18 protein-coding genes are annotated in these 17,137 nt (G+C 45.9%); 12 read left to right on the top strand and 6 right to left on the bottom strand.

Annotated features, from left to right (window positions below; all coding sequences use genetic code 11):
* The first annotated feature begins 161 nt into the window (after positions 1-161).
* The 7 genes from ACQEXR_RS03895 to ACQEXR_RS03865 all read left to right on the top strand — a co-directional run bounded on the left by ACQEXR_RS03895 (position 162) and on the right by ACQEXR_RS03865 (position 7,704).
* The gene (locus ACQEXR_RS03895) at positions 162-1,502 is read left to right on the top strand and encodes an isochorismate synthase (protein WP_427019777.1); all 1,341 of its coding nucleotides are present in this window, start codon (positions 162-164) and stop codon (positions 1,500-1,502) included.
* Positions 1,503-3,233 carry a 2-succinyl-5-enolpyruvyl-6-hydroxy-3-cyclohexene-1-carboxylic-acid synthase gene (gene menD / locus ACQEXR_RS03890; RefSeq protein WP_427019776.1) on the top strand — a complete coding sequence of 577 codons (1,731 nt, stop codon included), beginning with the start codon at positions 1,503-1,505 and terminating at the stop codon, positions 3,231-3,233. It abuts the gene before it with no gap.
* Positions 3,223-4,011, top strand: a complete 789-nt coding sequence (menH, locus tag ACQEXR_RS03885) for a 2-succinyl-6-hydroxy-2,4-cyclohexadiene-1-carboxylate synthase (RefSeq protein ID WP_426950416.1) — start codon at positions 3,223-3,225, stop codon at positions 4,009-4,011. Before menD ends, menH begins: the two co-directional genes overlap by 11 nt.
* A gap of 38 nt (positions 4,012-4,049) precedes the next feature.
* Positions 4,050-4,916, top strand: coding sequence for a 1,4-dihydroxy-2-naphthoyl-CoA synthase (gene menB, locus ACQEXR_RS03880; RefSeq protein WP_269375994.1), 867 nt, complete (start codon positions 4,050-4,052; stop codon positions 4,914-4,916).
* A 163-nt stretch (positions 4,917-5,079) separates the two neighbouring features.
* Positions 5,080-6,069 (top strand): o-succinylbenzoate synthase, encoded by a 990-nt coding sequence (gene menC / locus ACQEXR_RS03875; RefSeq protein ID WP_426950414.1) that lies wholly within the window; start codon positions 5,080-5,082, stop codon positions 6,067-6,069.
* Positions 6,066-7,436: an o-succinylbenzoate--CoA ligase gene (gene menE / locus ACQEXR_RS03870; protein WP_426950412.1), complete on the top strand. Its 1,371-nt coding sequence runs from the start codon at positions 6,066-6,068 to the stop codon at positions 7,434-7,436. The genes menC and menE overlap by 4 nt, the downstream gene beginning before the upstream one ends.
* Before the next feature lie 94 nt (positions 7,437-7,530).
* Positions 7,531-7,704: a hypothetical protein gene (locus tag ACQEXR_RS03865; RefSeq protein WP_426950411.1), complete on the top strand. Its 174-nt coding sequence runs from the start codon at positions 7,531-7,533 to the stop codon at positions 7,702-7,704.
* On the opposite strand, the gene ACQEXR_RS03860 is transcribed toward ACQEXR_RS03865, so the two are convergent.
* The 3 genes from ACQEXR_RS03860 to ACQEXR_RS03850 form a co-directional block, all read right to left on the bottom strand.
* Positions 7,701-8,624: a YeiH family protein gene (locus ACQEXR_RS03860; protein ID WP_426950409.1), complete on the bottom strand. Its 924-nt coding sequence runs from the start codon at positions 8,622-8,624 to the stop codon at positions 7,701-7,703. The two genes, ACQEXR_RS03865 and ACQEXR_RS03860, sit on opposite strands and share 4 nt — an antisense overlap.
* Before the next feature lie 119 nt (positions 8,625-8,743).
* Positions 8,744-10,615, bottom strand: coding sequence for an MFS transporter (locus tag ACQEXR_RS03855; protein WP_426950408.1), 1,872 nt, complete (start codon positions 10,613-10,615; stop codon positions 8,744-8,746).
* A gap of 24 nt (positions 10,616-10,639) precedes the next feature.
* Entirely contained in the window at positions 10,640-11,230 is a 591-nt protein-coding gene (locus tag ACQEXR_RS03850; RefSeq protein ID WP_427019775.1) for a TetR/AcrR family transcriptional regulator, read from the bottom strand.
* A 193-nt stretch (positions 11,231-11,423) separates the two neighbouring features.
* On the opposite strand from ACQEXR_RS03850, the gene ACQEXR_RS03845 reads away from it, so the two are divergent.
* Positions 11,424-12,302 carry a Tim44 domain-containing protein gene (locus tag ACQEXR_RS03845; protein WP_427019774.1) on the top strand — a complete coding sequence of 293 codons (879 nt, stop codon included), beginning with the start codon at positions 11,424-11,426 and terminating at the stop codon, positions 12,300-12,302.
* A 125-nt stretch (positions 12,303-12,427) separates the two neighbouring features.
* Complete coding sequence (locus ACQEXR_RS03840; RefSeq protein WP_171052124.1) at positions 12,428-12,748, top strand: DUF1244 domain-containing protein; 321 nt, start codon at positions 12,428-12,430, stop codon at positions 12,746-12,748.
* 72 nt (positions 12,749-12,820) lie between these two features.
* Here the strand turns inward: ACQEXR_RS03840 and ACQEXR_RS03835 are convergent, their stop codons facing one another.
* Positions 12,821-13,888, bottom strand: a complete 1,068-nt coding sequence (locus ACQEXR_RS03835) for a PLP-dependent cysteine synthase family protein (RefSeq protein ID WP_138970834.1) — start codon at positions 13,886-13,888, stop codon at positions 12,821-12,823.
* 117 nt (positions 13,889-14,005) lie between these two features.
* Between ACQEXR_RS03835 and ACQEXR_RS03830 the strand changes: the two genes are divergently transcribed.
* Positions 14,006-14,479: an Lrp/AsnC family transcriptional regulator gene (locus ACQEXR_RS03830; protein ID WP_171052125.1), complete on the top strand. Its 474-nt coding sequence runs from the start codon at positions 14,006-14,008 to the stop codon at positions 14,477-14,479.
* 27 nt (positions 14,480-14,506) lie between these two features.
* On the opposite strand, the gene tesB is transcribed toward ACQEXR_RS03830, so the two are convergent.
* Positions 14,507-15,367, bottom strand: a complete 861-nt coding sequence (gene tesB, locus ACQEXR_RS03825; protein ID WP_331417276.1) for an acyl-CoA thioesterase II — start codon at positions 15,365-15,367, stop codon at positions 14,507-14,509.
* 194 nt (positions 15,368-15,561) lie between these two features.
* On the opposite strand from tesB, the gene ACQEXR_RS03820 reads away from it, so the two are divergent.
* A complete protein-coding gene (locus ACQEXR_RS03820; RefSeq protein ID WP_427019773.1) occupies positions 15,562-15,987 on the top strand; it encodes a YbaY family lipoprotein in 426 nt (141 codons plus the stop codon).
* A gap of 21 nt (positions 15,988-16,008) precedes the next feature.
* Here the strand turns inward: ACQEXR_RS03820 and ACQEXR_RS03815 are convergent, their stop codons facing one another.
* Positions 16,009-16,311: a DNA base-flipping protein gene (locus tag ACQEXR_RS03815; RefSeq protein ID WP_426950388.1), complete on the bottom strand. Its 303-nt coding sequence runs from the start codon at positions 16,309-16,311 to the stop codon at positions 16,009-16,011.
* A 49-nt stretch (positions 16,312-16,360) separates the two neighbouring features.
* On the opposite strand from ACQEXR_RS03815, the gene ACQEXR_RS03810 reads away from it, so the two are divergent.
* Positions 16,361-17,101 carry a hypothetical protein gene (locus tag ACQEXR_RS03810; RefSeq protein WP_138970838.1) on the top strand — a complete coding sequence of 247 codons (741 nt, stop codon included), beginning with the start codon at positions 16,361-16,363 and terminating at the stop codon, positions 17,099-17,101.
* The last annotated feature ends 36 nt before the right edge of the window (positions 17,102-17,137 follow it).

Genomic DNA, 17,137 nt, shown 5'->3' with positions numbered 1-17,137 from the left:
TTTCTTTATTAAAGTACATCAAAAAGAATTTTTTTAGAATAAAAATCTGGTTGAATGGCAAGAAATAACAACTTGTAGCACGCCCGTTATCACAGGATTTTGCAAAACATTCACCACAACCTTGATTTGAGAGGGGTCTATAAATAGAGTAACCACCTACAATGAATAACAATCCCCATGCATACGAGGCTGATTTGTCTAATTTTCATCAAGCCGTTACTGAACTGATCGAACGCGTAAAGGATGCAGGAGACGGTATCACTCGTCTGGTTCAAGTTCTTGAGGAAAAACCGGACTTTGCGTTTATCGACTGGCTTGAGGCTCAGCCGATTTTCCCTCAGTTCTATTGGCAATCGCGCGATACTCGTGAAGAAGTGGTCGCGCTAGGCCAGTTACATACATTTGTCGACCCTGCGCCCGCTTATGCCATATTGGCTGAAGATCAGCGTATATGGGGAGGGCGTTCATTTGACGGACAGACGAGCAAGAATCGTCGCTGCATGTCTTCGTTCTTTTTTCTACCGCAGATAGAGCTGATTCGCTTTGATAACAGTTGGTCTATTGCGGTGAACTTAACGGCAGAAAAACACCGCACTCTCGCTAGCCTATGCAAGTTGCAGCTTGACGTTAAACCTCTTATGCCCGTTACGGCACATGTCGAAAATATCCAGCATACGCCTGATAAGTGTCAGTGGGGGGAGTTGGTAGATAAAGTTCTGACAGGCATTAGCAATAACGAGTTTAAAAAGGTGGTTTTGGCTCGCAAAACAGAGGTCACGCTTGATGCGCCCTTATGTGCGGCTCAGTTTTTAAAATCAAGCTATCTACACAATCACCATAGTTTTCACTTTTTACTGTCGTTAGATAGGAAGCATAGTTTTATCGGATCAACGCCGGAGCGTCTTTACCTGCGTCAAGATCAGGAACTTTATACGGAAGCGCTCGCCGGTACGATCGGACGAGGTAGCAATGCCACTCAGGATATGGAACTGGCTAACTGGTTGGCCAACGACAGCAAGAACCTCAATGAAAATCAATATGTTGTAGACGATATTATCGAGCGTCTAACTCCGCACTCTGAACATGTAGAGGTGGAACAAGAGGCTCGCTTAGTTCGTTTACGTAAGGTTCAGCACCTAAAACGCAGCATTCACGCCCACTTGAATAAAGGTGTTAATGGCGTGCAGTTGTTGAGTGCGTTACAGCCAACCGCAGCAGTTGCGGGCTTGCCGCGCAAAGAATCGATGGCATTTATTCAGCAACATGAACCCTTTGCTCGTGGTTGGTACGCAGGCTCGATGGGCTTTATCAGTCACCAGAGAGCTGAGTTTTGTGTCGCAATTCGCAGCGCCCTGATCCTCGATGACCATGTCCAGTTATTTGCCGGTGCAGGTATTGTTCCTGGCTCGGTGGCGGAATATGAATGGCAAGAGCTGGATAAAAAAATGTCGACACTGTTGTCTCTGATATCAGATAACGCACCGTTAGGAGTCGCTTCTTAGATGAACGCGGAAGTTTTAAGTGCTAATCAAGCAGTGATAAACCGCATTTGGAGTCAGGTAATACTTGAAGAACTGACCCGATTTGGTGTGCGTGAAATTTGTATCGCTCCTGGTTCTCGCTCAACGCCTTTGACATTGGAAGCGGATGAAAATCCACAACTAAACCTCCACACGCATTTTGATGAGCGTGGGCTGGGATTTTTGGCGTTAGGCCTTGCGAAAGCAAGTGGTAAACCTGTCGCTGTCGTTGTGACATCAGGAACGGCAGTCGCGAATCTTCTTCCCGCTATTGCGGAAGCAAAACTTACTGGCGAAAAGCTGGTGGTGCTTACCGCGGACAGACCCGTCGAACTGGTTGGCTGTGGTGCTAACCAAGCCATCAACCAACTTGGGATCTTTTCTAGCCATGTGACCTGTGCGGTTGACCTACCCAGTCCATCGTTGAATATTCCACTCAATTGGGTGCTAACGACAATCGACCAAGCGCTGGCTGAGCAACAGCAAAAGGGCTGTGCGATTCATGTTAACTGCCCATTTCCTGAACCACTTTATAGCGCTGAACCTAAGTGTTTATACCAAAGCTATAGTGACCAATTGGGCTTGTGGTGGCAAAGCGACAAACCGTTTACGAGTAAGAGTTACCCATTGCAGAGTCCACAACTGAATGTGAGTGATTTTTCGCGAAGAAACGGCCTGATAGTGCTTGGTAGTGTGACGCGCAGTGAAGCATCTGCTGCCAAACAGTTGGCTGAGCGGCTAGGTTGGCCAATCATGTGTGACCCACAGTCCGGACAAAGCTCGGCTTGGTCACACTACGATCTATGGTTGCAGAACAGCAATCAATCGGAAGCCTTACAGCAGTGTGAGTTAGTTTTGCAACTGGGTTCGCGCATCGTATCGAAGCGTCTGAATCAGTGGTTAGCTAAGCATATCAAAACCACTGGTGCTGATTATCACTATGTTGCGCCGAGTTTCGACCGTAATAACGCGAGCCATATGATGCAAGTGCATCATCTTGCCTCTATAGAGAGTTGGATCTCGCACTTGTTAGCGATATTGCCGCCAATTGCTCAAACGAATTCAGGTTGGGCTGATGAGTTGTGTGCTGTCTCTGAACAGGTCAATAGTTTGGCTTCGTTGCATCTCTCGTGCGATGCGCCTTTATCTGAAATCGCTTTGGCTCTAACCGCGCCTCAACTGCCTAAGCAAGCACAATTGTTTATCGGCAATAGTCTGTTTGTACGCCTTTTGGATATGTTTGCCCGTTTTGATGACGTTGAAGTTTATAGCAATCGAGGGGCGTCAGGGATTGATGGCATAGTCGCTAGTGCTGCGGGAGTGGTACGGGCAAATAAACAGCCAACGGTTCTCTTCATTGGCGATACATCGCTTTTATACGATATCAACTCATTAGCGCTGTTTACCCATGAGCAAACACCGGTTGTCATCGTAGTGACCAACAATGATGGTGGTGCCATCTTTGATTTACTGCCTGTTCCAGAGCAACAAAAACAAGCTTTGTATCAAATGCCCCATGGCTTTGAGTTTGAACATGCCGCTCGACAGTTTCATCTTGCTTACGCTAAGCCAGAAACGTTGGCGGAATATCAGCAACTGATCGACAACCATGTTGAGAATGGTGTGGGTGGATTGGTTATCGAAGTGCAAACGCCCGCGGAGCAAGCTTCCCGTCAGTTAAGAGAATTTACGCAACAGATTCATGCTTTATAGTCAGGCTTCTCAGCATTTAGCCCATAACCCAGCACAGCCAGTGCTGGTCTTTTTGCATGGCTTACTGGGTTGTGGAAAAGATTGGCAACAGACAATTGATTACCTAAGTGATTACCCTTCAGTTTGTCTTGATTTACCCGGTCATGGCTTGAGTGGGTTGAACAGCTGTAACAATTTTAAAGAGTGTTGTGATCAAATATCTGACACTCTTCTCACCCAGTTCGAGCCTCATCGACCTATAGTACTGATTGGTTACTCAATGGGTGGTCGCATCGCAATGAATGGTGTGGTGAACAATCACTTTGCGGGGCTTAATATTCAGCAATTGATTGTTGAAGGGGGAAACTTTGGTTTGCCATCCCCAATGGATAGAGCAGCAAGGTGGGAGCACGATGTTCAGTGGGCTGAACGTTTTACGAATCAGCCAATTGAACAGGTGCTAAGCGATTGGTATCAGCAGGCGGTGTTTAGTTCACTAAATCATGCGCAAAGACAAAAACTGATCGCTAAACGCAGTGCTAACCTAGGGCCACAAGTGGCAAACATGATGCTAGCGACCTCGCTGGCCAAGCAAGATTATTTGTTGGATGCGCTCAGCTCATCCGCGGTAGCAGTACATTATATTTGTGGCGAGAAAGACGATAAGTTTAGTCAGTTGGCCAAACGAAGCGGTTTGTCTTTCAGCCAAGTTGCAGAGGCTGGGCATAATGTTCATGTTGAACAGCCCCAAGCTTTTGCCGAAATCGTTAAAACTCAAATAAAACAAACCTTTGTATAGTTTGTTTTGAGTCAATTGGTAAACAAACAGGAATCACCATGGCAAAAACAGTCGGTATCTCAGAAGAAGAACTATACGCACCAGTACACTGGAATGACTGCAGCGGTGAATATGAAGATATTCAGTACCACAAATCTGAAGATGGTATCGCAAAGATTACTATCGCCCGCCCACAGGTTCGTAATGCGTTCCGCCCTCAAACGGTAAAAGAGATGATCAACGCGCTTGCCGATGCACGTTATGACGAAGGTGTCGGCGTTATTATCCTTACCGGTTTAGGTGAGAAAGCGTTTTGTTCTGGCGGTGACCAGAAAATTCGTGGCGATTACGGTGGTTACAGAGATGACTCAGGTACGCACCACTTAAACGTTTTGGACTTCCAACGTCAGATTCGTACTTGTCCGAAGCCTGTTATCGCTTCGGTTGCAGGTTGGGCTGTAGGCGGTGGTCACGTACTGCATATGATGTGTGATCTGACGATTGCCGCTGAGAATGCACAGTTTGGTCAAACTGGCCCTAAAGTAGGTTCCTTTGATGGGGGGTGGGGCGCGTCATACATGGCACGTATTGTTGGTCAGAAAAAAGCTCGTGAAATCTGGTTCTTATGTCGTTTCTATGATGCGAAGGAAGCGCTAGACATGGGGCTAGTCAATACCGTGGTGCCTCTAGAAGATCTTGAGAAAGAAACCGTACGTTGGTGTCGTGAGACATTACAGCACAGCCCAATGGCGCTTCGTTGTCTTAAGGCCGCGTTGAACGCAGATTGTGATGGTCAAGCGGGTCTTCAAGAGCTAGCTGGCAACGCAACCATGATGTTCTACATGACTGAAGAGGGTCAGGAAGGTCGCAATGCTTTCAATGAAAAGCGCCGTCCGGACTTTAACAAGTTTCCACGCAACCCATAATTTGTCGTTAATATCTTAGTTCTAATCGTGATAGCGATTCGAGGATGCGTCATCTTTCACGTCCTCGACTTGCTGTAGAAGCGATAACCTAGATGTTTGCAGACGAACGGGTGAAATATCCAATGCATGCTACATTTATATCAATAATGAAAAGGATATTGCTATGAGATCAGCCAAACTCTATCGCTATGAACTGCCGATGGACAGCGGTGTGATACTGCGTGATCAGAGGTTGAAACAGCGCGAAGGTTTTGTCGTAGAGTTAGCGCTTGACGGTGACACTGGTCTTGGTGAAGTTGCTCCTCTTGCGGGTTTTAGTATTGAGACCATGGATGAAGCCTATTCACAGCTCGTCGAGCAACTGGCTTTGTGGCAACAAGGCGTGGAGTTTAATTTTGATGGTCTGTATCCATCGGTTGCGTTTGGTCTTTCAATGGCGCAAATGGAATTGATGCAACAGCTTCCACAGCACGGTGTGTATCAAGCTGCTCCACTCTGCTCAGGGGATCCTGATGAGCTCATTCCTAAGCTCAACGCAATGAGCGGTCAGAAAGTAGCAAAAATCAAAGTCGGGCTGTATGAGCCTATTCGTGACGGGATGTTAGTGAGTCTATTTTTGGAGTCTATTCCTGACCTCACACTAAGATTAGATGCCAACCGAGCTTGGAGTGCTGAAAAAGCGCAACAGTTTGCTAAGAAGATCGCGCCTTCGTTAAGAGGACGTATTGCCTTTATCGAAGAGCCCTGCCAAGTGCCGGGTGACAGTTTTTCTTTTGCGATTGATACTGGAATTGCTATCGCTTGGGATGAGACGCTTCAGCATGCGATTCGTCGCGATGATTTTAAGCTTGAAGATCTCAATGGTGCTAAAGCGATCGTCATCAAGCCGACTTTACTTGGCTCTGTTGAACGCTGTATCGCGTTGATTCAAAGAGCTAAGGAACTGGGGATCAAAGCGGTTGTGAGTTCGAGTATTGAATCAAGTCTTGGTTTAACTCAGTTGGCTAGACTGGCACATTGGCAGTTACCTGACGAAATACCAGGTCTTGATACTGTGGGTTTGTTCGCTCAGCAGCTAGAAGTTGCTTGGCCAGGTTGCGAATTGCCACTGACTTCATTGTCGGACCAAGCATTGATTTGGCAGTCAGAATGAAAGCAGAGTTATCACCTGTCAATAAATGGGCTCAACTGAGCCCATCTTTGTATGCTTTAGAGACCCCTGAGCAAGGTTACACTTGGCTAGAACTCGCCGAAAAAGTACAACGCCTAGCCGCATCTTTAGGTAAACAAGGCGTATCCGTTGGCGACCTAGTTACTTGCGTGGGTAAGAACAGTCCTCAATTGTTGCTGCTCTATCTCGCCTGCCTCGAACAGGGAGCCATTTGTGCGCTTACTATGCCGCAGAGTGAAAGTGAGCTTAAAAGCAAACTGGCAACCCTGTACCCCAATCCCGACAATGCTTACCTATGGTCGGATAAAGGTACACCTGTGCCTACGACGGGGTATCATGTTCAAGTGTCAGAGCTTGAAATCGAAGATTGGCACAGCCATTACCAAAACAAATCTATCGCTTCGATTGTATTTACATCTGGTTCAACGGGCATACCGAAAGCGGTTGCTCATACATCGCAGCACCATCTTGCCTCAGCGCAGGGTCTACTTGAAAAATTTCACTTCCAGCCAGGTGATACTTGGTTATTGAGTTTGCCTATGTACCACGTCTCTGGTTTAGCGATTGTCTATCGTTGGCTTGCGACTGGCGCCACTCTCAAAATAGGTACAGGTAATTTAAGCGAAGATATTTCGGATGTCAGCCATGCATCACTGGTCGCAACCCAGCTAAAACGCTTGCTCGATAGTAGTGAAACTCTGGCTCTCAGCCATGTTTTACTGGGGGGGAGTCATGTCCCTTTGGAACTAAGCCAGCAAGCCGCTGAGCGCGGGATTGAAACCTGGCTCGGATATGGAATGACAGAAGCGGCTTCAACAGTGACCGCTAAACAGATAGACGCAGTTTATAGTGCGGGGAGCGTATTACCCAAACGCTTGGTAAAACTGGATGGTCAGCGCATTTACATTGGTGGTGATACTCTGGCTTCAGGTTACTACAAGCAAGGAGTACTGACGCCAATAGATGAAAATGGCTGGTTTGATAGTAAAGACCTTGGTCAGTGGTTAGGTGACGAGTTGGTGATCATCGGTCGAGCGGACAACCAATTTATTTCTGGTGGGGAGAACATCCATTGTGAGGAAATAGAAGCAGTGCTCAACCAATTAGATGCTATCCAGCTAGCGATTATCGTGCCTATCGAAGATGACGAATATGGACATCGACCTGTCGCGGTATTGCAGTGTGAAAAGTTACCTGAACAAGCGGAGATTGAATTACTGTTACAACTTAAGCTAACTAAATTCAAATGGCCGAAGGCCTATTATCAGATGCCACTGGAACTGTTAGCGGGTGGGATAAAAGTATCGCGCCAAAAGGTTAAACAGTGGCTGGAAAGTCAACTTAGTTAATTTCGACATTTCATAGTCCAAATGTGAATTTAGCAATCTTATAACCTTAATTCATAATACCTCTATTGAGATATGGAATTGGATATAAGAAGCAATGAAAGCACTCTTGGTTATCGCCGTGTTACTTCAGATAACGGTTGCCCTGCAAAGTGAGGGTTTAGTCAGGGCATTAGCTGAGCTCTCGGCGTTTTTGCTGGTTGTTACTATCGCCTCAAGCACTAAACAGCAAAAACGTCAATCGCTAGAACTTGATACAGAAAAGCGTTAAACCAATGTAAGCCATGCTAATGACGTGGTTGAAATCAGTATCCACAAAGTCACACCAAACATCAGTGGTTTGGCGCCCGCCGACTTGAGTTTCTCGACAGAAATACCGCAGCCAATCAAGAATAAACAGACCACTAACGCACGTTTCGCTACGTCAAATATGCCCTGATAGAGCGCATCAAATTGGGGGAGGGCATCACTTACCGCGATCGCGACACAGTAAAACAAGATGAAGTATGGAATGGTGACTTTCTTTGAGTCGCTACGGAACAAAAACGCGCTGAACAGTGCAACAGGGATGATCCATAGTGCTCGAGCCAGTTTAAGCGTTGTCGCCGTTGTCAGTGCTTCTTCACCATAAGCAGACGCGGCACCAACCACGGATGAGGTATCATGAATCGCGATGGCTGCCCAGGTGCCAAACGTGTGCTGGTCAAGGTTCAACGCATGACCAATCACCGGGAAGATAAACAGGGCGATAGAGTTAAGAACAAATACCGTCGCGAGAGATAAACCTATCTGTTCATCGCTCGCTTTAATCGCTGGTGATACAGCAGCGATCGCACTGCCACCACAAATGGCTGTGCCAGCAGAGATCAGATACCCCGTCTCTCTGTTGAGACCGATCCATTTTGTAACCCACCAACCAATTACCAAGGTACCAAAAATGGTGGTGACAATCAGGCCGATACCATTCGATGTTACCGCTAGGGCCTGTTCAAACTGAATACCGAAACCTAAGCCAACGATCGAGTAGGCAAGCAGCTTTTTAGTGACCTTGGCGAGATTGAATTCCGCAGGAACAAAGCCAAGCGAAGCGAGCAAGAAGCCAATCACAAGTGCAGTAGGAGAGGTGATAAAAGGGGTCAGGCAAACTGCAAGAGCAAGCCAAAATGGCAACTGTTTGGTAAGCTTATTCATTATTGATTTGGTGAGTTGAGATCAACCGCAAGTGTAGCGTACCCAAAGCGATAAATAGAGCTGAATGTTTTGAACGGCTGTTCAGAAAAACTGAACAGCCGTGTTTTGTTATGATAGACCTAGCGCCAGTCGCCCCTTAGTGTCGAGACCTTTTCAAACATCGTCTCCGTAGACGCTGATTTAGGGTCAACCGGCTCACCCACTTCAATTTCAATCTTTGACCAAAATCGCGTTGGTAACCCTTTACAGGCTGCCCCTTTATGACGGCTGAAGTAACTTCCCCACATTCCCTTTAGCGCAATAGGAATGACAGGAACAGGGCTACGTTTGAGGATCAGATCCATACCGCGCATAAATGGATTCATCTCACCATCGGAGGTCAAGCGACCTTCGGGGAAGATACAGACAATGTGTCCTTCGGCCAGTGCCTGATCCACTTCTGAAAATGCTCTTACTATTGAGCGGCGATTAGTTGCCGAAATGGGAATAACTCCCGCGCGCTTGAGAAAACGGCGCAAAGGAGGTGCATTGGCATAATCTTCTTCCATTACAAATCGAATGAGCCTTGGACAAACGGCGCTGAGCAACAAAGCATCCATATAGCTGACATGGTTGCAAACCAGTAGAGCGCCCTGTTTATCTGGCAAATTATGCAGATTCTTATGGGTCACTCGGTACATGGTGTGAGTAAGTATCCAGACTAGAAAGCGGACGACAAAGATAGGGACTTGAGAAAACAGGTAAGTCGCCACCAACATGTTGAGTACCGCCAGCAGCAAGAATAACTGAGGAATAGAAAGGCCAATAACAGATAGGCAAATAATTCCTAGAATGGCACTACCGACCATAAATAGAGAGTTGTAAATGTTGAGTGCGGCAATAACCTGTGCCCGTTGATCGACTTTTGCTCGTTGTTGCATCAGCGCATATAGTGGGACGATAAAGACACCGCCAGAAGCACCAAGTAGAAATAGGTATGCAAATACTGGCCACAAAGGTTGGTATGCCACAAAGTCTGAAAAATGAGCAAATTCTGGTAACTGTTGTGGAACCGCTAACGCCATTAATGCGCCAAACACGGTGATCCCAAAACTGCCGAGCGGCACGATACCAACTTCAATACGATGGTTTGAGAGTTTGTCGCACGCTAGCGAACCTAGCGCAATACCTATGGAAAAGAGCGCAAGTAAAAATGAGACGGCACTTTCACTGCCATTAAGGTAGATCTTAGTGAAGTTAGGAAATTGGGTCAGGTATGCCGCGCCCAGAAACCAAAACCAACTGATGGCCATTAATGAGCGGAAGATTGTCTGATCTGATTTGGCGATGGCGATGGTTTGTTTGGTTTGTTTGATTGGTTGCCAACGGAACTCGAGCGTTGGCGCACTGGCAGGTGCTACAGGAATAGAACGGCTCGCGAGGTAGCCAAGCAGCGCGAAGATAACGACGGACGCTGCCGCGACGTATTTGGCGCTTTCAGAAGAGGCGATAACCCCGGCTCCAAGAGTGCCGATTAAAATCGCGAGAAATGTGCCGGTTTCGACTAAAGCGTTGCCTGGGACTAACTCATTGGGTTTGAGTTGCTGAGGCAGAAGCGCATATTTTACCGGACCGAAAAACGCAGATTGCGTACCCATCAAGAACAGCAGTATCAGCAGTATAGTGTAACTTTCGGTGATAAAGCCGATTGCCCCTAAACACATGATGCCGATCTCAGCGAGTTTAACCTTGCGAATAAACCAAGATTTCTCATATTTGTCAGCCAATACACCCGCGGAGGCTGAAAAAAGGAAAAAGGGCAGAATAAACAGACCTGCCGCGAGATTGATGAATAAATCACTGGAAATGGGTAAGGTACCTGCGCCAGCAAAAGCGACGAACAGCAGCAGAACATTTTTAAAAATGTTGTCGTTGAAAGCGCCGAAAAACTGCGTGACGAAATAAGGCAGAAATCGTTTCTGCCTTAGTAAAGAGCTTTGGCTATCAGACATTAGTGATCCTTAACATTTAGGATGTTACCAATTGGTCAGGTAGTTTGAGAGCAAATTCTCGATCAACTCCTTGCCATCGATAGGCTGATCGCTGAAGAACTTGTCATCGACGCTTAGTAGCGTAATACCGTGCACACCTGACCAAAGCACGCGACTTGCTTTTAGCACATCGGCTTCACTGCGATGAGGGGCAAGTGCTTGTAACAGGTGTTCTAGCATACCAGTCATGGCATTAATTCGTTGTGCTTGCCACTCCGGCAGCGTCTCGCCATTCATATTGTGCTCGAAGATAAGTTGCCAACGATTTGGATGGCGAAGTGCAAAGTCATGATAGCAATAGGCCAGTTCGTATAGTGCTGACTGGTTATCTTTGCTGCCGTTAACGACATGGTTGGCTTCAGATGATAGCTCGTCTAAGGTCTGCGCTACGGCATGCAACAACAGTAAATTGTAGTTTCCGAACACATTGACCAGTGTACTCGGTACATAACCAATCATGGTTGCGATCTTACGCAAGCTAAGCTCATGATACGAATTGGTCGTGAGAAACGCCTTTACCGTTGATAGTGTAAGGGCGATGAGTTCTTCGCGAGTGTGATCGTTTCTTCTTGCCATGGTGAATAATCTAAAATGAACATTGTTCAATATTCTAATGAGCCAATGCCTATAGCGCAACTTTGCTAAGGACAATTTGCAATATTCTGATACATGTCGCGCCGACGTTTTTGTATGAATCTAGTTCCGCTGAGGGTAAGATGTCATAATAAATATAAATTCAATACCTCGATACGAACTTGAAAGGAAGAATATGAAACGGCTCTTTTCTCTCGTTGCTCTACTTATGGTCTCAGTGGCTATCACGCCGATTGCCGAGGCAAAGAAGTTAGGTGGCGGAAAATCATTCGGCAAAAGTCTTAAAACTGCGCCTGCGCCGAAACAGCAACAACAAAACACCAATACTATTGGTAAAGATCAAACAACTAAGACTCAAAGCTCAACCAAGAAAGGTTTGATGGGCGGCCTACTTGGTGGCTTGTTAGCTGGTGGACTGCTTGCTGCCTTCTTTGGTGGTGCATTTGAAGGTATCCAATTCATGGATATCTTGATCATCGGTTTGATTGCTTTTGTTATCTTCAAACTTATGCGTGGCATGCTTGGGGCAAAGCAGGGCAGTATGAATCAGCATCGTCAGCAGCCTGCATTCGGAGGTTCTGCGCCTAAATTTGAACAACCAAATGTACATAATTTCGAGCAGCCTCAGTCAGGTGCACAAAGCGGTGGTTTTGGTTTTGGTACTCAGAGTGATGTTCCTCATAACTACCCACCGGGTTTCGACCAAGCGGCCTTTATCAATGGATCTCGTGAACACTACCGTATCCTTCAAGGTGCTTGGAACCACAACCAGTTAGATACGATTGAAGAGTATGTTTCTCCAAGCTTATTCGAAGATCTGAAATCAGAACGTGAGAAACTCGGTGGAGAGCAACATACCGATGTGATGTATGTTGATGCTGAAATCGTGCGTGCGGATTATGATGCAAGCAAAGCGCAACTAAGCTTACAGTTTAGTGGTCGTTACCGTGACTCAGTAGAAGGTATTGAAGAGAACATCGAAGATATCTGGCACTTAGAGCGTGATTTAACCACACCAAATGCGCCATGGCTAATCGTTGGTATTCAAGGCTAATACCGATACCTAACCGTTAAAGTTTAACGCCCAAGCTCATAGCTTGGGCGTTTTTGTATTGTCTAAAGCTGTCAATGCTTGGTAGTATTTTTAGCCTAGCTAAAAATCATACTAAGGTAAGTAAAGTGGCTGAATTTAAATACAAAAACCTCACTCAAGAGCAGCAAGACAAACTGGATGCTGCGGCTTTTCGTCGTTTACTCGCGCATCTAGATGACAACAAAGACGTACAAAACATCGATTTAATGATTCTGGCTGGTTTCTGCCGTAACTGTTTCAGCAAATGGTACAAGGCTGAAGCAGATACCCAAGGGATCGATCTCGATATCGATGATGCACGTGAACGCGTTTATGGCATGACTTACGATGAGTGGAAACAAAACCACCAGCCAAAAGCAACGCCTGAGCAGCTAGCTGCGTTTGAAGCGCGCCAAAACAAGGGTTAATCAACCTGAGTGAATACAAAAAAGCCCCGTTACTCGTAGAGTGAACGGGGCTTTGACTTTTATCGTATTAGGCTAGCTTAATTGGCCAGTGACCTCGAATTCTTCAAGTTTGGCTATGTATGGCTGAAGGTCACCGATGTTCTCTTCAACCCACTCGGCGTTGTAGTATGTATCTAAATAACGTTCACCGCTGTCACACAGTAGCGTCACAATCGAACCTTTTTCACCACGGGCTTTCATTTCGCAGGCTAGCTGGAGTACACCGTATAAGTTTGTACCAGTTGATGCCCCGACCTTACGACCTAGGATTTTTTCTAGCCAGTGCGCCGTTGCGACGGATGCTGCGTCAGGAATAGTGCGCATCTCATCAACAACACCAGGAATAAAGCTCGGCTCAACTCGCGGACGACCAATGCCTTCAATTTTGCTTCCGCAATCGCCAGTGAGATTTTTGTTACCTGTCTTGAAATACTCATGGAACACTGAGTTTTCAGGGTCAACAACACAGAGCTTAGTGTCGTGTTGTTGGTAGCGAATAAAGCGCCCAATTGTAGCTGAAGTTCCCCCCGTACCCGGACTCATTACGACCCAAGTTGGTACTGGGTGATCTTCCATTTCCATCTGACTAAAGATCGAGTTGGCTATATTGTTATTACCACGCCAGTCTGTTGCTCGTTCTGCGTAGGTAAACTGGTCTATATAATGCCCATTCAACTCTTGAGCTAGGCGGTGAGATTCTGCATAGATCTGATCAGAACGATCAACCAAATGGGCTTGACCGCCGTAGAATTCAATCTGCTCAATTTTTTTGCGTGCGGTACATTTAGGCATCACAGCGATAAATGGCAGGCCAAGTAGGCGAGCAAAATAAGCTTCAGAAACCGCGGTACTACCTGAAGAAGATTCGATAATCGTGGTTTCAGGACCCACCCAACCATTACAAATCGCGTAAAGGAATAGAGAGCGTGCGAGACGATGTTTTAGAGAACCTGTCGGATGTGTACTTTCATCTTTTAGATAAATATCAACGCCTTCGATACTTGGCAAATCGAGTTTAATCAGATGTGTATCAGCACTGCGCTGATAGTCTGCTTCGATTTTTCGTACAGCATTGTTAATCCAGTTATGGTCGGTACACATAGGGTTTCTCCTTAGAATCGTTATAGCGTTAATGTAGCGATTATTAGGGAGAAAAACTTTGCTTTTTTTACTCCGTTTTGCTTTATTTGGAGAAAATAATTCTATAAATGTGATTCTATGGATATCGAATTAGACAAAATTGACCGAAAAATACTCGATCTATTACAAAGTGATGGAACATTGTCTCTCAATGAACTGGCAGACGCAGTCAATCTAACAACGACACCATGTTGGAAGCGCATGAAGAAGCTAGAAGAGATGGGGGTTATTCAAAAGCGAGTTGCACTACTCAATCCCGAGAAATTGGATTTGTCGTTCACGGCCTTCGTACTGATAAAAACCAGTGACCATTCCCATGAATGGTACAGCCATTTTGTTTCAACCGCTTCTGAGTTCCCTGAAGTGATGGAGTTTTATCGAATGGCGGGTGAATACGACTATATGATGAAAGTCTTAGTGAAGGACATGAAGTGTTTTGATCGCTTCTACAAAAAACTGGTCAACTCAGTGGAAGGTATTTCTAACGTGACATCTACTTTTGCCATGGAACCTTTAAAATACACCACGGCTCTGCCGATCTGCAGCGATTAAAAGCCTCCCGCAGGAGGCTTAATGGCTTTAGCTGGTAAAACGCATCACACCCTCTTGTACTGCGGTAGCAACAAGATCGCCATTACGATTGTATATTTCGCCACGGACCAGTCCCCGTGTATTGCTTGCAGTTGGACTTTCTATCGCATAGAGAAGCCAGTCATCGACTTTAAATGGTCGGTGGAACCAAATGGAGTGGTCAATGGTAGCGACCTGGAATTTCGGTGTCATTAGAGAGACACCGTGAGGGTGTAGCGCAGTGACAAGGAAGCCCCAATCAGATGCGTAGCCTAATAAATATTGATGGATAAGTTGGTTGTCCGGTACTTTGCCGTTGGCTTTTATCCAAAGATATTGCTTGGGATCCGCTTTTTCAGGTTTCAACGGATTCACCACTGTAACCGGTCGCATTTCGATAGGTTTTTCTCCGCAAAACGTTTTCTGCAATTTTTCTGGTAGCAAATGAGCAATGCGGCCAGCAAGCTCTGACTCTGACGCAAAGTGCTCTGGCCCTGGGATATCAGGCATCACATTTTGGTGTTCAAACCCCGGTGCTTCGCCGTGATAAGATGCGGTGAGGTAGAAGATTGGACGCCCATTTTGAATCGCTTTAACACGACGAGTACTGAAACTACGACCATCGCGTAGGTTTTCCACATCGTAAATAATAGGTTTCTCGGGATTACCCGGATAGAGAAAATAGCTATGAAATGAGTGAACCGTACGATCCGCATCAACGGTGTAGCGAGCCGCTGATAATGCCTGACCGATAACCTGACCACCATAAACTTGTGGTAGCCCGAGGTTTTCGCTTTGACCTCTAAAAAGTCCTTCTTCAAGTTTTTCTAATTGCAATAAATTCAACAACTCGTTTAGAGGTTTACTCATATTTGTGACCTTCTAATACCATATTTGAGACCCATTTTACGCAGTTACTGACAAATAAAACAGCTGTTTAAATTTTAATTGTCATCATAGAACTAGCATAGTCAAAACTTTGTCAGTAATCGTTAGCGTACAATGACATTCATATAATAGCCTTCTATAATCCTCGTGAATTTAATTAGTTATAGAGAGGCTTTATGAAAAAGGCACTAGCGTTAGTAATGTCAGTGGTACTAGGTGCAGTATTGGTTGGCTGCCAATCTTCAGAGAAACAAGAGCAACCACGAGTGGATTCAGTGACAGGCACACTTGCTTACCGTGAGCGCATTGCGTTGCCGGATAGTGCAGTGGTGACAGTGACTCTACAAGATGTCTCATTGGCGGACGCTCCAGCAAAAGTTATCGCTAAACATCGTTTTGAAACCAATGGTGCGCAAGTTCCTTTCGAGTTTGACCTCGCTTACGATACTAACAAAATTGAAGCTCGCCACCGTTACAGTGTGAGTGCGCGTATTGAAGTAGATGGCCAGCTTCGTTTCATTACTGATACGTCTTATCCGGTTATTACTGATGATGCACAGACGGACAATGTCAATCTGCGCCTAATCGGTGTGCGTAACTAAAGAGTATTGAATGGCAGCCCATCAGGGCTGCCATTTATATTTTCTCAAGCTCAACTTTCCCTCTTCACTGACTTCAACACCTTCTGCAATAAGCTTGGCTCTTTGTCTCAGTAGATCCTGTCCTTTTAAAGAAATCTTGCCCTGACTGTTAATCACTCGGTGCCAAGGCAACTTGGTCTCTTGTGGAAGATTGCCAAGGGCTTTACCAACGTGACGGGCATAGCCAGGATAACCTGCGCGTTTTGCGATCTCACCATAGGTCGTGACTTTTCCACTAGGAATTTGGTGAATTACAGCAAAGATTTGCATTAAAAACTGGTCCATAATCAGAGTGTCCTAGTACAGAGTTCCAAGGAATGGATAAGGAGAGGGCATGGTATTTTCTACATTTCAGTTCTTAGTGACAACGTTATTGGCTGTGGTTTGTGCTCGGAGTATCAGTCTAAGCGAAGGCGATATCCCCGTTTTAGCCTTAATCATCCCCGCATTGTGGATTTTTCCCCAGGGCGGTGTGGTCGGTCTTGTATTGATGGCCGCGATGACCACTTATGGTCTTACACTACCTCATCAACCGTTTACGTTATCCGTGAGTCTATGGGTACTGTTCCCGTTATTAATGGTCGCATTTTCTAAACGAAGCAGCTTGGGGGTGGTGCTGACAAGTGCTTTGATCGTGACGACCTTAATGGTGGGGATTATGGTGACACAAGCGGGAGGAAAGCTCGCTGGTGAACCCGTTGTCACCTTTGTCCAAACTATTGCCGTGATTGCTATTTGGTGGTCAGTCTCTCACTGGAAGCCATCCAATAAACATAGCTGGTGGGCTCTGGGTTTAATTCTGCCGTTATGGATAGCTGATTTGTCTTACGCCGCGCTGTTGGCTCTATGTATTACAGGCATTATGGCCTCGATGGAAAGTTTGTCGAAGTTGACCTCATTCCGTTGGAGTAAATTGTTATGTTGGACATTACCAACGGTTGGCTTCGCTGCCTTAGTCGTTACCCCTACCATCGAAGTGCCCAATCCCGTGTTTGTCGTGTGGATCTGTTTGCTCGGTACAGCTTGGATGACAGACTACATTTTGCGAAGTGTTGAACAAGAGCAAGATATATAAATAGTCAATCAGAGCTCGATGTATATGCGGTTGGCA

The sequence above is a fragment of the Vibrio sp. TRT 2004 genome (assembly GCF_050113735.1).
Lineage (GTDB): Bacteria > Pseudomonadota > Gammaproteobacteria > Enterobacterales > Vibrionaceae > Vibrio.
This window is presented reverse-complemented; position numbering and strand designations above follow the sequence as displayed.

Excerpts from the sequence above, each read along its gene's own strand:
- ACQEXR_RS03895 (WP_427019777.1), top strand. The coding sequence starts at position 162 with ATGAATAACAATCCCCATGCATACGAGGCTGATTTGTCTAATTTTCAT.
- menD (WP_427019776.1), top strand. The coding sequence starts at position 1,503 with ATGAACGCGGAAGTTTTAAGTGCTAATCAAGCAGTGATAAACCGCATT.
- menH (WP_426950416.1), top strand. The coding sequence starts at position 3,223 with ATGCTTTATAGTCAGGCTTCTCAGCATTTAGCCCATAACCCAGCACAG.
- menB (WP_269375994.1), top strand. The coding sequence starts at position 4,050 with ATGGCAAAAACAGTCGGTATCTCAGAAGAAGAACTATACGCACCAGTA.
- menC (WP_426950414.1), top strand. The coding sequence starts at position 5,080 with ATGAGATCAGCCAAACTCTATCGCTATGAACTGCCGATGGACAGCGGT.
- menE (WP_426950412.1), top strand. The coding sequence starts at position 6,066 with ATGAAAGCAGAGTTATCACCTGTCAATAAATGGGCTCAACTGAGCCCA.
- ACQEXR_RS03865 (WP_426950411.1), top strand. The coding sequence starts at position 7,531 with ATGAAAGCACTCTTGGTTATCGCCGTGTTACTTCAGATAACGGTTGCC.
- ACQEXR_RS03860 (WP_426950409.1), bottom strand. The coding sequence starts at position 8,624 with ATGAATAAGCTTACCAAACAGTTGCCATTTTGGCTTGCTCTTGCAGTT.
- ACQEXR_RS03855 (WP_426950408.1), bottom strand. The coding sequence starts at position 10,615 with ATGTCTGATAGCCAAAGCTCTTTACTAAGGCAGAAACGATTTCTGCCT.
- ACQEXR_RS03850 (WP_427019775.1), bottom strand. The coding sequence starts at position 11,230 with ATGGCAAGAAGAAACGATCACACTCGCGAAGAACTCATCGCCCTTACA.
- ACQEXR_RS03845 (WP_427019774.1), top strand. The coding sequence starts at position 11,424 with ATGAAACGGCTCTTTTCTCTCGTTGCTCTACTTATGGTCTCAGTGGCT.
- ACQEXR_RS03835 (WP_138970834.1), bottom strand. The coding sequence starts at position 13,888 with ATGTGTACCGACCATAACTGGATTAACAATGCTGTACGAAAAATCGAA.
- ACQEXR_RS03830 (WP_171052125.1), top strand. The coding sequence starts at position 14,006 with ATGGATATCGAATTAGACAAAATTGACCGAAAAATACTCGATCTATTA.
- tesB (WP_331417276.1), bottom strand. The coding sequence starts at position 15,367 with ATGAGTAAACCTCTAAACGAGTTGTTGAATTTATTGCAATTAGAAAAA.
- ACQEXR_RS03820 (WP_427019773.1), top strand. The coding sequence starts at position 15,562 with ATGAAAAAGGCACTAGCGTTAGTAATGTCAGTGGTACTAGGTGCAGTA.
- ACQEXR_RS03815 (WP_426950388.1), bottom strand. The coding sequence starts at position 16,311 with ATGGACCAGTTTTTAATGCAAATCTTTGCTGTAATTCACCAAATTCCT.
- ACQEXR_RS03810 (WP_138970838.1), top strand. The coding sequence starts at position 16,361 with ATGGTATTTTCTACATTTCAGTTCTTAGTGACAACGTTATTGGCTGTG.